At 48.8% G+C, this 15038-nt stretch carries 7 protein-coding genes; all 7 read left to right on the top strand.

What is annotated here, in order from left to right; genetic code table 11:
* Positions 1-15: 15 nt before the first annotated feature.
* The gene (locus ACO6VG_RS11575) at positions 16-2043 is read left to right on the top strand and encodes a hypothetical protein (RefSeq protein ID WP_422473987.1); all 2028 of its coding nucleotides are present in this window, start codon (positions 16-18) and stop codon (positions 2041-2043) included.
* Positions 2044-2305: 262 nt separating this feature from the next.
* A complete protein-coding gene (locus tag ACO6VG_RS11570; protein ID WP_422473985.1) occupies positions 2306-3979 on the top strand; it encodes a hypothetical protein in 1674 nt (557 codons plus the stop codon).
* 175 nt (positions 3980-4154) lie between these two features.
* On the top strand, positions 4155-6266 hold the full coding sequence (locus tag ACO6VG_RS11565; protein ID WP_422409199.1) for a hypothetical protein: 2112 nt from the start codon (positions 4155-4157) through the stop codon (positions 6264-6266).
* Between the two features lie 118 nt (positions 6267-6384).
* A complete protein-coding gene (locus ACO6VG_RS11560) occupies positions 6385-8070 on the top strand; it encodes a hypothetical protein (protein WP_422473983.1) in 1686 nt (561 codons plus the stop codon).
* Between the two features lie 137 nt (positions 8071-8207).
* The gene (locus ACO6VG_RS11555) at positions 8208-10103 is read left to right on the top strand and encodes a hypothetical protein (RefSeq protein ID WP_422132404.1); all 1896 of its coding nucleotides are present in this window, start codon (positions 8208-8210) and stop codon (positions 10101-10103) included.
* Between the two features lie 136 nt (positions 10104-10239).
* Positions 10240-12714 (top strand): hypothetical protein, encoded by a 2475-nt coding sequence (locus tag ACO6VG_RS11550; protein ID WP_422473981.1) that lies wholly within the window; start codon positions 10240-10242, stop codon positions 12712-12714.
* Positions 12715-12892: 178 nt separating this feature from the next.
* Entirely contained in the window at positions 12893-14875 is a 1983-nt protein-coding gene (locus ACO6VG_RS11545; RefSeq protein ID WP_422412499.1) for a hypothetical protein, read from the top strand.
* Positions 14876-15038 lie beyond the last annotated feature (163 nt).

The raw sequence follows: 15038 nt of genomic DNA, 5'->3' as shown, positions 1-15038 counted from the left end.
TTCGCGGCACCTCTGTTGCTACTTTTGCTGACTGTCGCCTGTCGGGCCGAAACCTTGACCGGACGCTATATTGTCGAGCTTCAACAGGATGCAGCTTTTTCAAACCAGAGTTTTTCTTTAAAGCAAGACCAACGTGCATTGTCGGATAACCCGTCAGATATTACCGAAAAAAACGGCTTTAAAAGACCAGATTTACCCTCTGATGATAAACGACAAAGATTTTTCAGTTACGAAGTAAAAACAACCTTCATTGAATCGATCTCATGGCAGTTGCTTTATGCCACGAATTTACTGGTTACCTTCGAACTGATCATGACCAGCAAAACCCACCCTCCGGGTTCTACCTCTTATTCATGCTCACCAGTAGAAGGGATTGTCACTGTCGGCTGGCTTTTGAAAAACTATTGGAACCCCGACTCATCGTTTTTTAAACCGATTAAACAATCAGGAGTGAGGTTGGCACGGGGGAATGAGCCCATTGCAATCACTACTATGATGCACGGCTCCGGATATAACCAACAACAACCACAACAACAAAGCCAGCTATCAGAGTCATCTGGCCAACAAGCACCACAAGCCATCAGCCAACAAACAGGCTCTTTCACCAGCTCTCTGTATTCTGGCTTTGGTGACGGCTTCGGAGACCCTCAACAACAAGCACATACTTTAGGTTTAGATTGTTTCGTCCACCCCTGTTATGGCATTTGTATATTCCGATCATCTTTCGAAAACATGGGGCCAGATGAAAGGTCACTGAATTCTGAAGAAAGTCTGGCAAGACTTACAGAAGCAAAACCCGGACAAAACTCATGCCCCCATAATTGTCTCTGCTATGGTTGCATCTGGAATTTTGATCCTGCAAATGAAACATCAAGTGATCCCTCTATCATTGAACTCCAATGGGCTTCTGGCGACCAATTTCAGGTACATGACATTGATGACAAACCGGTCAATACAACCGCCGCTTTGGAACAAGTCAGCTGTCACCTGACAATGGTCGATGAGGATGGCGAGCTTCGCAATTGCGAGAAAGTCTACAAGAGTGTTGCATCCCTTTTGAATCACCAAAGAAAAATCCACACCGGCAAAAAAACCTGTCTCGCGACCGTAGTCGAGAAGGATGGTCGGCTGCGACCATGCGGGGAAGTCTGCAAAAATGCCAGTAACCTGTCGAATCACAGAAGAAGGGTCCACAGCGGGCAACAAACCTGCAACTTTACAGTGGTCGAAGAGGACGGCCAGCAGCGACCTTGCGGAACGGTCTGGAAAAATGCCGGTGCCCTGTCGAATCACAAGATAAGGACCCACACCGGGCAACAAACCTGTGACGTGACAGTGGTCGAAAAGGATGGCCAGCAGCGACCTTGCGGAACGGTCTGCAAGAGCACCAGAGCCTTGTCGTTTCACAAGCGTGGATACCACAGCGGGCAAAAAACCTGTGAAGTGATCGTGGTCGGCAAAGATGATAAACCGCAACCATGCGGGAGGGTATGCAAGAATTCCATCACCCTGTCGCATCACAAAAGAAACGCCCACACCGCTCAAAGAACCTGTGACCTGATCGTGGTCGGGAAAGATGGTCAGCCGCGGCCATGCGGAAAACTCTGCAAGAGTGCTCAATCTTTCTCGTGTCATAAATTTAACCAGCACACCGGGAAAAAAACCTGTAACCTGACCGTGGTCGAAGAGAATGACCAGCAGCGACCTTGCGGAACGGTCTGCAAGAACGCCAAAGCTTTATGGATTCACAAACTTGGATACCACAGCGAGCAAAAAACCTGTGATGTGATCGTGGTCGATGAGTATGGCCTGCAGCGGCCATGCGGGAAGGTCTACAAGAATGTCAGCGCTCTATGTGATCACAAAAGAAGGCCTCACACCGGGCTACAAGCCTGTGACGTTATGACGGTCGGGGAGGATGGCAAGCAATGGCCATGTGGAAGGGTTTACAAGAATGCCAAAGCCCTGTCTGTGCACAAAAGAATACACCGAAAGCGCAAGCCTGTTGCTGCGAACCAGAAAGACGCTGTCAGCCCTCCATAAGGTAAAGTGAATAAGCAAAAACCTTTAGCAGAAGGTTTTTGAAAGAAAAACACGCTTGCTTTCTTGATCTATCCTTCCTCTCTGTACACCCCGAGGCAAGGATAAAATCATTAAATACTCACTCTTAGCGGCTCCTCTGCTGCCACTTTTGCTGACTGTCGCCTGCCAGGCCGAAACCTTGACCAGACGCTTTATTGTCGAGATTCAACAGGATACAATTTTTTCAAAACAGAGCTTTTCTATAAAGTCAAATAAACGCTTAATGTCGTATATTATATCGAATATCTCCGAAAGAAACTGTTTTAAGACACCAGATTTACCCTGTGATGATAAACGACAAAAATTTTTCAGTTACGAAATAAAAACAACCCTCATTGAGTCGATTTCCCGGCAGTTACTTTACGCCACGAATTTGCTGGTTGCCTTCGAGCTGATCATGACCAGCAAAGCCCCTCCTCTGAGTGCTACCTCTTATTCGTGGCTACCGATAGAAGGGGTTGTCACTGTCGGCTGGCTTTTGAAAAGCTATTGGAACCCCGACTCACCGCTGTTTCAACCGTTTGAACAATCAGAAATGAGGTTGACACAGGGGAATCAGCCCTTTGCGATCACTATTATGATGCACGGCTCCGGCTATAACCAACAACAACCACATCAACAAAGCCAGCTACCAGAATCATCTGGCCAACAAGCCCCACAAGCCAACAGCCGACCAACAAGTGCTTTCACCAACCCTCTGTCTTCTGGCTCCGGTGACGGCTTCGAAGACCCTCAACAACACGCACATACTTTGGGTATAGATTGTTTCGTTCACCCTTGTCATGGCGTTTGTAACTTCCGACCATCTTCCGAAAGCATAGGGTCAACTGAAAGGGTGCTGAAATCTGAAGAAAGTCTGACAAGCCCTGCAGGAGCAACAGCCGGACAAAACCTATGCCCCCATAATAGTCTCTGTCATCGTTGCATCAGGCATTCTGATTCTGCAAATGAAACATCAAATAATCTCTTTGCCATTCAACTCCAATTCACTTCTGGCCAACTGTTTCAGGGACATGGCATTGATGACAACCCGGTCAATACAACCGCTCCAGTGCCAGTCCCCTGTAACCTGACAATACTTGATGAGGATGGTCAGCTACGAAATTGCGAGAAAGTCTACAAGAGCGCTTTTTCCCTTTTGAATCACAAAAGAGCATACCACTCCGGTAAAAAAACCTGTCTCGCGCTCGTGGTCGGGAAGGATGGTCAGCTGCGACCATGCGGGAAGGTCTGCAAGAATGCCAGCACCCTTGGGTATCACAAAAGAAAGACGCACACCGGGCAACAAACCTGTGACGTCATAGTGGTCAAAGAGGATGGTCAGGAACGGCCATGCAGAAAGGTCTGCAAGAATGCCGACGCCCTGTCGAATCACAAAAAAAACGCCCACTCCGGGCAAAGAACCTGTGATGTAACCGTGGTCGATGAGAATGGTCAGCTGCGGCCTTGCGGGAAGGTCTTAAAGAATGCCGGTCTCCTGTCGAGTCACAAAAGAGACGCCCACACCGAGCAAGAAACTTGTGACGTGATCGTGGTCGGAGAGGGTCACCAGCAGCGACCATGCGGAAGGGTCTGCAAGAACGCCAAAGCCCTTTCATCTCACAAGACTGGATGCCACAGCGGGCAAAAAACCTGTGCAGTACTCGTGATCAGCAAGGATGGTAAACCACAATTGTGTGGGAGGGTCTTCAAGAATGCCTATATCCTGTCAGATCACAAACAAAGAAAGCACAGTGGGCAAAAAACCTGTGATGTGACCCTGGTCGGAAAGGATGGTCAGCCCCGGCCATGTGGAAAGGTTTTCAAGAATGCCAAAACCCTGTCTGTGCACAAAAGAATGCATCGAAAACGCAAGCCTGTTGATACAAACCAGAAAGACAGTCTCAGCCCTCCATAAGATAATGGGAAGTAACGACCTTTAACAGAAGGTTTCTGACAAAAAAACAGGCTTACTTTCTTGATCTATCCTTCCTCTCTGTATATCTGGAGGCAAGGATAAAATCATTAAATACTCACTCTTTGCGGCACCTTTGCTGCTACTTTCCCTGACTGTAGCCTGTCAGACCGAAACGTTGACAAGACGTTATATTGTCGAAATACAGCAGGATGCAACTTTTTCAAAACAGAGTTTTTCTGTAAAACCAAACCAGCATGTACTGTCGTATGATACGTCAGATATTGCCGACAAAAACGGTTTTATAACACCAAATTTACTCTCTGATTATAAACGACGATGCTTTTTCGGTTACGAAGTAAAAAAAAACCTGATTGAGTCGATTTCCTGGCAATTGCTTTACGCCACTAATTTGCTGGTTGCCTTCGAACTGATCATGACCAGCAAAGCCCACCCTCCGGGCGCTACCTCTTATTCATGGCCACCGGTAGAAAGGATTGTCACTGTCGGCTGGCTTTTGAAAAGCTATTGGAACCCCGACTCACCGATGTTTAAACCGATTGAACAATCAGAAATGAGGTTGACCCAGGGGAACCAGCCTTTTGCAATCACGACTATGATACACGGCTCTGGATATGTCCAACAACCACAAAGCCAGCTACCAGAGTCATCTGGCCAACAAGCCCCACAAACAACCCACCAGCCAACAAACGCTTTCACCAACCCTCTGTCTTCTGGCTCCGGTGACGGCTTCGAAGACCCTCAACAACACGTACATACTTTGGGTATAGATTGTTTCGTTCACCCCTGTCGTGGCGTTTGTAACTTCCGACCATCTTCCGAAAGCATAGGGTCAACTGAAAGGGTGCTGAAATCTGAAGAAAGTCTGGCGAGCCTTACAGCAGCAACACCCGAACAAAACCCATGCCCCCATGATTGCCTCTGCTATTGTTGCATCAGGCATTCTGCTTCTGCGTATGAAACATCAAATAATCTCTTTACCATTCAACTCCAATGCGCTTCTGGCCAACTTTTTCAGGGATATGACATGGATGACAACCCGGCCAATACAACCCCCCCTCCAGAGCCAGTCCCCTGTAACCTGAAAACGCTTGATGAGGATGGTCAGCTACGAAATTGCGAGAAAGTCTACAAAAGCGTTCAATCCCTTTTTGATCACCAGAGAAAAGTCCACTCCGGTAAAAAAACCTGTCTCGCACCCGTGGTCGGGGAGGATGGCCGTTTGCGACCATGCGGGGAAGTCTGGAAAAATGCCGTTGCCCTGTCGAATCACAGAAGAAGTGCCCACACCGGGCAACAAACCTGTAACGTCATAATAGTCACAGAGGATGGTCGGGAACGACCATGCGGAAGGGTCTGCAAGAATGCCAGTGCCCTGTCGAGCCACAGAGGAAGGACACACACCGGGCAGCAAACCTGTCAAATCACAATGGTCACAGAGGATGGTCAGGAACGTCTATGCGGAAAGGTCTGCATGAATGCCTTCGCCCTGTGGAGTCACAGAACAAGTGTCCACTCCGGGCCAAGAACCTGTAATGTAACCGTGGTCGGTGAGGCTGGTCAGCTGCGGCCTTGCGGGAAGGTCTGCAAGAATGCCAGCGCCTTTTCCGATCACAAAAGATACGCCCACACCGGGCAACAAACCTGTGACGTGATCGTGGTCGGAGAGGGTGGTCAGCAGCGACCATGCGGAACGGTCTGCAAGAACGCCAAAACCCTTTCATCTCACAAGGTTGGATGTCACAGTGGGCAAAAAACCTGTGAAGTAATCGTGCTCGGCAAGGATGATAAACCGCAACCATGCGGGAAGGTCTGCATGAATTCCGGCGCCCTGTCGAGCCACAAAAAAAGCGCTCACACCGGACAAAGAACCTGTGATGTGACCGTGGTTGGGGAGGATGGTCAGCTGCGGCCATGCGGGAAACTCTGCAATAATGCAGGTTCTCTCTCGTCTCATAAATTCAAACAACACACCGGGAAAAAAACCTGTCAGGTAACCATGGTCGCAGAGGATGGTCAGCCGCGACCTTGCGGAACGGTCTGCAAGAATGTCAGCGCTCTAAGGTATCACAAAATAAGCACCCACACCGGGCAACAAACCTGTGATGTGACCGTGCTCGGGGAGAATGGTCAGCTGCGACCATGCGGAAAGGTTTACCAGAATGCAATGGCCCTGTCTGCGCATAAAAGGACCCATCGAAAACGCAAGCCTGTTGATGCGAACCGGAAAGACGGTCTCAGCCCTCCGCAAGGTAATGTGAATAAGTAACGACCTTTAGCAGAAGTTTTTTGACAGAAAAACACGCTCACTTTCTTGATCTATCCTTCCTCTTTGTATATCAGGAGGCAAGGATAAAATCATTAAATACTCACTCTTTGCGGCACCTTTGCTGCTACTTTTGCTGACTGTCGCCTGTCAGGCCGAAACGTTGACAAGACGTTATATTGTTGAGCTACAACAGGATGCAGATTTTTCAAACCAAAGTTTTTCTATAAAGCCAAACCAAGGTGCACTGTCGGATGATCCGTCAGATATTGCCGACAAAAACGGTTTTGTAACACCAGATTTACTCTCTGATTATAAACGACGATGCTTTTTCAATTGCGAAATAAAAACCACCCTCATTGAGTCGATTTCCTGGCAGTTGCTTTACGCCACGAATTTGCTGGTTGCCTTCGAACTGATCATGACCAGCAAAGCCCCCCCTCCGGGTGCTACCTCTTATTCATGGCTACCGGTAGAAGGGATTATCACTGTCGGCTGGCTTTTGAAAAGCTATTGGAACCGCGACTCACCGCTGTTTAAACCGATTGAACAATCAGAAATGAGGTTGACACAGGGGAATCAGCCTTTTGCAATCACGACTATGATGCACGGCTCCGGATATGACCAACAACCACAACAACAACAACAACAACAACAACAAAGCCAGCTACCAGAGTCATCTGGCCAACAAGCCCCACAAACACCCCCCCAGCCAACAAGCGCTTTCACCAACCCTCTGTCTTCTGGCTCCGGTGACGGCTGCGGAGACCCTCAACAACAGGCACATACTTTGGATTTAGATTGTTTCGTTCACCCCTGTCATGGCGTTTGTAAATTCCGACCATCTTCCGAATTCACCTGCAACCTGACAATGATCGATAAGGATGGCCAGCTACGGAATTGCAAGAAAGTCTACAAGACTACTCAATCCCTTTTGAACCACAGAAAAGGATACCACACCGGTAAAAGAACCTGTCTCGTGCCCGTAGTCGGGAAGGATGGTCGGCTGCGACCATGCGGAGAGGTCTGGAAAAATGCCACTGCCCTGTCGAATCACAGACTAAAGGCCCACACCGGGCAACAAACCTGTAACGTCATAATGGTCACAGAGGATGGTCGGGAACGGCCATGCGGAGAGGTCTGCAAGAATGCCAGTGCCCTGTCGGGCCATAAAAGAAGGAAGCACACCGGGCAGCAAACCTGTGAAATCATAATGGTCACAGAGGATGGTCAGGAACGTCAATGCGGAAAGGTCTGCAAGAATGCCAGCGCCCTGTCGTGTCACAAAACAAGCGCCCACACCGGGCAAAGAACCTGTGATGTGACCGTGGTCGATGAGGATGGTCAGCCACGGCCTTGCGGGAAGGTCTTCAAGAATGCCGGTTCCTTGTCGGGTCACAAAAGAGACGCCCACACCGGGCAACAAATCTGTGACGTGATCGTGGTCGGAGAGGGTGGTCAGCAGCAACCATGCGGAACGGTCTGCAAGAGCGCCAAAACCCTTTCATCTCACAAGGTTGGATGCCACAGCGGGCAAAAAACCTGTGCGGTACTCGTGGTCAGCAAGGATGGTAAGCCACAACTGTGTGGGAGGGTCTTCAAGAACGCCTATATCCTGTCAGATCACAAAAAAAGAAAGCACAGTGGGCAAAAAACCTGTGCTGTGACCGTGGTCGGAAAGGATGGTCAGCCGCAGCCATGTGGAAAGGTTTACAAGAATGCCAAAACCCTGTCTGTGCACAAAAGAATGCATCGAAAACGCAAGCCTGTTGATGCGAACCAGAAAGACGGTCTCAGCCCTCCATAAGGTAATCTGAAGTAAGCAACAACCTTTAACAGAAAGATTCTGACAGAAAAACAGGCTTACTTTCTTGATCTATCCTTCCTCTCTGTATACTTGGAGACAAGGATAAAATCATTAAATACTCACTCTTTGCGGCACCTTTGCTGCTACTTTTGCTGACTGTCGCCTGTCAGGCCGAAACGTTGACAAGACGTTATATTGTTGAGCTACAACAGGATGCAGATTTTTCAAACCAAAGTTTTTCTATAAAGCCAAACCAAGGTGCACTGTCGGATGATCCGTCAGATATTGCCGACAAAAACGGTTTTGTAACACCAGATTTACTCTCTGATTATAAACGACGATGCTTTTTCAATTGCGAAATAAAAACCACCCTCATTGAGTCGATTTCCTGGCAGTTGCTTTACGCCACGAATTTGCTGGTTGCCTTCGAACTGATCATGACCAGCAAAGCCCCTCCTCTGGGTGCTACCTCTTATTCATGGCCACCGGTAGAAGGGATTGTCACTGTCGGCTGGCTTTTGAAAAGCTTTTGGAACCCCGACTCACCGATGTTTAAACCGATTGAACAATCAGAAATGAGGTTGACACAGGGGAATCAGCCTTTTGCAATCACGACTATGATGCACGGCTCCGGATATGACCAACAACCACAACAACAAAGCCAGCTACCAGAGTCATCTGGCCAACAAGCCCCACAAACAACCCCCCAGCCAACAAGCGCTTTCACCAACCCTCTGTCTTCTGGCTCCGGTGACGGCTACGAAGACCCTCAACAACACGCACATACTTTGGGTTTAGATTGTTTCGTTCACCCCTGTCATGGCGTTTGTAAATTCCGACCATCTTCCGAATTCACCTGCAACCTGACAATGGTCGATAAGGATGGCCAGCTACGGAATTGCAAGAAAGTCTACAAGACTACTCAATCCCTTTTGAAACACAGAAAAGGATACCACACCGGTAAAAAAACCTGTCTCGTGCCCGTTGTCGGGAAGGATGGCCGGCTGCGACCATGCGGAGAGGTCTGGAAAAATGCCGGTGCCCTGTCGAATCACAGAATAAAGGCCCACACCGGGCAACAAACCTGTAACGTCATAATGGTCACAGAGGATGGTCGGGAACGGCCATGCGGAGAGGTCTGCAAGAATGCCGGTGCCCTGTCGGGCCACAAAAGAAGGATGCACACCGGGCAGCAAACCTGTGAAATCATAATGGTCACAGAGGATGGTCAGGAACGTCAATGCGGAAAGGTCTGCAGCAATGCCAGCGCCCTGTCGAGTCACAAAACAAGCACCCACTCCGGGCAAAGAACCTGTGATGTGACCGTGGTCGATGAGGATGGTCAGCCGCAGCCTTGTGGGATGGTCTTCAAGAATGCCGGTCCCCTGTCGGATCACAAAAGAGACGCCCACACCGGGCAAAAAGCCTGTGACGTGACCCTGGTCGGAGAAAATGGACGCCAGTGGCCTTGCGGAAAGGTCTGCAAAAGCGCCAGAGCCTTGTCGTCTCATAAGTTTGGATGTCACAGTGGGCAAAAAACCTGTCAAGTAATCGTAGTCGGCAAGGATGATAAACCGCAACCATGCGGGAGGGTCTGCATGAATAGCAGCGCCCTGTCGAGACACAAAAAAAGCGCTCACACCGGGCAAAGAACCTGTGATTTGACCGTGGTCGGGGAGGACGGACAGTCGCGGCCATGCGGGAAACTCTACAGTAGTGCTGATTCTCTCGCGTGTCATAAATTCAAACAACACACCGGGAAAAAAACCTGTGACGTTATGATGGTTGTGAAGGATGGTGAGCGACGGCCATGCGGAACAGTTTGCAAGAATCGCCAAGCCCTTTGTAACCACAAAAGAAATGCCCACACCGAACAAAAAACCTGTGACGTTATGATAGTCGGTGAGGATGGCCAACAGCGACCATGCAGAAAGGTTTACAAGAATGCCAAAACCCTGTCTGTGCACAAAAGAATACACCGAAAGCGCAAGCCTGTTGCTGCGAACCAGAAAGACGGCCTCAGCCCTCCATAAGGTAAAGTGAATAAGTAAGAACCTTTAGCAGAAGGTTTTTGACAGAAAAACAGGCTTACTTTCTTGATCTATCCTTCCTCTCTGTATATCTGGAGGCAAGGATAAAATCATTAAATACTCACTCTTTGCGGCACCTTTGCTGCTACTTTTGCTGACTGTCGCCTGTCAGGCCGAAACGTTGACAAGACGTTATATTGTTGAGCTACAACAGGATGCAGATTTTTCAAACCAAAGTTTTTCTATAAAGCCAAACCAAGGTGCACTGTCGGATGATCCGTCAGATATTGCCGACAAAAACGGTTTTGTAACACCAGATTTACTCTCTGATTATAAACGACGATGCTTTTTCAATTGCGAAATAAAAACCACCCTCATTGAGTCGATTTCCTGGCAGTTGCTTTACGCCACGAATTTGCTGGTTGCCTTCGAACTGATCATGACCAGCAAAGCCCCCCCTCCGGGTGCTACCTCTTATTCATGGCTACCGGTAGAAGGGATTATCACTATCGGCTGGCTTTTAAAAAGCTATTGGAACACCGACTCAGCAGTGTTTAAGCCGATTGAACAAACAGAAATGAGGTTGACACAGGGGAATCAGCTCTTTGCAATCACTACTATGATGCAAGGCTCCGGCTATGAGCAGCAACAACCACAACAACAAAGCCAGCTACCAGAGTCATCTGGCCAACAAGCCACACGCCAACCAACAAGTGCTTTCACCAGCCCTCTGTCTTCTGGCTCCGGTGACGGCTTCGGAGACCCTCAACAACACGCACATACTTTGGGTTTAGATTGTTTCGTTCACCCCTGTCATGGCGTTTGTAAGTTCCGGGCATCTTCCGAAAACATGGGGCCAACTGAAAGGGCGCTGAATTCTGAAGAAAGTCTGGCGAGCTCTACAGGAGTAACACCCGGACAAAACCCATGCCCCCATAATTGTCTCTGCCATCGTTGCAGCAGGCATTCTGATTCTGCAAATGAAACATCAAATGATCGCTTTGCCATTCAACTCCAATGCACTTCTGGCCAACTGTTTCAGGGACATGGCATTGATGACAACCCGTTCAATACAAGCGCTCCTGTGCCAGTCCCCTGTAACCTGAGAATACTTGATGAGGATGGTCAGCTACGAAATTGTGAAAAAGTTTTCAAGAGTGTTCAATCCCTTTTGAATCACACAAAACAAGTCCACAGCGGTAAAAAAATCTGTCTCGCGCCCGTGGTCGGGAAGGATGGTCGGCTGCGACCATGCGGGGAGGTCTGGAAAAATACCAATGCCCTGTCGAGCCATAAAAGAAGGATGCACACCGGGCAGAAAACCTGTGATGTTATAATGGTCACAAAGGATGGTCAGGAACGGCCATGCGGAAAGACCTGCAAGAGTAGCGGTGCCCTGTCGGACCACAAAAGAAGGACGCACACCGGGCAGCAAACCTGTGAACTCATAAGGGTCACAGAGGATGGTCAGGAACGTCAATGCGGAAAGGTCTGCATGAACGCCAGCAGCCTGTCGAGTCATAAAAAAAGAGCCCACGACATGCGAAGAACCTGTGATGTGACCGTGATCGGGGAGGATGGTCAGCCGCAGCCATGCGGGACACTCTGCAAGAGTTCCAGGTCTCTCGCGAGTCATAAATTCAGACGCCACACCGGGCAAAAAACCTGTGACGTAATCCTGGTCGGAGAGGATGGCCAGCAGCGACCTTGCGGAACGCTCTGCAAGAATGTCGACACTTTACGGTATCACAAAGATAGCACTCACGCCGGGCAAAAAACCTGTAACGTTATGATGGTTGAGGAGAATGGCCAGCAACGACCATGCGGAAAGGTTTGCAAGAATGTCTATAAACTGTCAGATCACAAACAAAGACAGCACAGTGAGCAAAAAGCCTGTGCTCTGATCGTGACCGATGAGGATGGCCGGGAACGACCTTGCGGAACGGTCTGGAAGAATGTCAGCGCTCTACGGTATCACAAAAAAAGCACCCACACCGGGCAACAAACCTGTGACGTTATGATTGTCGGGGAGGATAGCCAGCGACGACCATGCGGAAAGGTTTGCAAGAATGTCTTTACCCTGTCTGAACACAAAAAAAGAAATCACAGCGAGCAAAAAACCTGTGATGTGATCGTGACCTATGAGGATGGCCAGGAGAGGCCATGCGGGAAGACCTGCAAGAGTGCCTGCGTTCTACAGGAGCACAAAAGAAACACTCACTCCGGGCAACAAACCTGTGACTTTATGATGGTCGGGGAGCATGGTGAGCAACGGCCATGCGGAACAATTTGCAAGAATAACCTTGCCCTTTGTTATCACAAAAGAAGTACCCACTCCGGGCAACAAACCTGTGACGCCATAATGGTCACAGAGGATGGCCAGAAACGGCCATGCGGGAAGGTCTACAAGAATAAAAATGTCTTGTGGCGTCACAAAAAATACGCCCACACCGGGCAACAAACCTGTGATGTAACAGTGGTCGGGGAGAATGGTCAGCGACGGCCATGCGGAAAGCTTTACAAGAATGCATTGACCCTGTCTAATCACAAAAGAACCCATCGAAAACGCCAGCCTGTTGATGCGGACCAGAAAGACGGTCTCAGCCCTCCATAAGGTAGAGTGAATAAGAAAGAACCTTTAGCAGAAGGTTTTTGACAGAAAATCACGCTTGCTTTCTTCATCTATCCTTCCTCTCTGTATATCTGGAGGCAAGGATAAAATCATTAAATACTCACTCTTAGCGGCTCCTCTGCTGCTACTTTTTCTAACTGTCGCCTGTCAGGCCGAAACCTTGACCAGACGTTATATTGTCGAGCTTCAACAGGATGCAGCTTTTTCAAACCAGTGTTTTTCTATAAAGCCAGACCAACGTTTACTGTCGGATAATCCGTCAGATATTGCCGACAAAAACAATTTTATAACACCAGATTTAGCCTCTGATTATAAACGACAGAGTTTTTTCAGTTACAAAGTAAAAACAACTCTCATTGAGTCGATTTCCTGGCAGTTGCTTTACGCCACGAATTTGCTGGTTGCCTTCGAACTGATCATGACCAGCAAAGCCCCTCCTCTGGGTGCTACCTCTTATTCATGGCTACCGATAGAAGAGATTGCCACTGTCGGCTGGCTTTTGAAAAACTATTGGAACCCCTACTCAGCACTGTTTAAACTGATTGAACAATCAGAAATCAGGTTGACACAGGGGAATCAGCCCTTTGCAATCACTACTATGATGCACGGCTCCGGCTATGAGCAACAACAACCACAAAGCCAGCTACCAGAGTCATCTGACCAACAAGCCCCACAAACCACACGCCAGCCAACAAGCGCCTTCACCAACCCTCTGTCATCTGGCTCAGGTGACGGCTTCAGAGACCCTAAGCAACACGCACATACTTTAGGGTTAGATTGTTTCGTTCACCCCTGTCATGGCGTTTGTAAATTCCGATCATCTTCCGAAAACATGGGGCCAGCTGAAAGGTCGCTGAAATCTGAAGAAAGTCTGGCAAGCCATTCAGGAACAACACCAGAACAAAACTCTTGCCCTCACAATTGTCTCTGCTATCGTTGCGTTCGACATTCTGATCCCGCAAATGAAACATCGAATAATCCCATTGCCATACAACTGCAATGGGCTTTTGGCCAACCATTTCAGGTACATGACATTGATGACAACCCGGCCAATACAACCCCCTCTCCAGTGCCAGTCCCCTGTAACCTGACAATACTTGAAGAGGATGGTCAGCTACGGAATTGCGAGAAAGTCTACAAGAGTGTTCAATCCCTTTTGAATCACAAAAGACAAGTCCACACCGGCAAAAAAACCTGTCTCACTCCCGTGGTCGGGGAGGATGGCCTTCTGCGACCATGCGGGAAGGTCTGCAAAAATTTAGTTGCCCTGTCGAATCACAGAAGAAGTGCCCACACCGGGCAGCAAACCTGTAACGTGATAATGGTCACAGAGGATGGTAGGGAACGGCTATGCGGAAAGGTCTGCAAGAGTGGTGGCGCCATGTCGAGTCACAAAAAAAACGTCCACAGCAGGCAAAGAACCTGTGGTGAGACCGTGGTCGGGGAGGATGGTCAGCTGCGGCCATGCGGGAAACTCTTCAGAAGTACTCAATCTCTCTCCACTCATAAGTACAGTCGACACACCGGGCAAAAAACCTGCGACATGCCCCTGGTCAGAGAGGATGGTCGGCAGTGGCCATGCGGAACGGTCTGCAAGAGCAACAAAGCCTTGTCAGATCACAAGCGTGGATACCACAGCGGGCAAAAAATCTGTGAAGTAATCGTGATCGGCGAGGATGGTAAACAGCAACCATGCGGGAGGGTCTGCAAAAATGCCTATATCCTGTCGAGTCACAAACAAAGACACCACAGCGAGCAAAAAACCTGCGATGTGATCGTGGCCGATGAGGATCGCCAGCAGCGGCCATGCGGAAAAGTCTGCAAGAGTGTTCAAGACCTGTCATGTCACAAAAGCAGATACCACTGCGGACAACAAACCTGCAACGCTATATTGGTCAGCGAGGATGGCCAGCAACGACCTTGCGGAACCGTCTGCAAGAATAAACGAACTCTGTCGGGTCACAGAAGGAGCGCCCACACCGGGCAACAAACCTGTGATGTGACCATGGTCGGAGAGGATGGTCAGCCGCAGCCTTGTGGAAAGGTTTACAAGAATGTAAACACCTTTTCTAAGCACAAAAGAACCCATCGAAAACGCAAGCCTGTTGATACAAACCAGAAAGACACTCTCAGCACTCCATAAGGTAATGTGATTAAGTAAACAACTTTAGCAGAAGGTTTTTAACAGAAAAACACGCTTACTTTCTTGATCTATCCTTCCTTTCTGTATATGTGGAGGCAAGGATAAAATCATTAAATACTCACTCTTTGCGGCACCTCTGCTGCTACTTTCGCTGACTGTCGCC

It is taken from the genome of Endozoicomonas sp. ALB032 (assembly GCF_049310125.1).
GTDB lineage: Bacteria > Pseudomonadota > Gammaproteobacteria > Pseudomonadales > Endozoicomonadaceae > Endozoicomonas_A.
The sequence above is the reverse complement of the archived record's forward strand: the minus strand, read 5'-3'. Positions and strand labels throughout refer to the sequence as shown.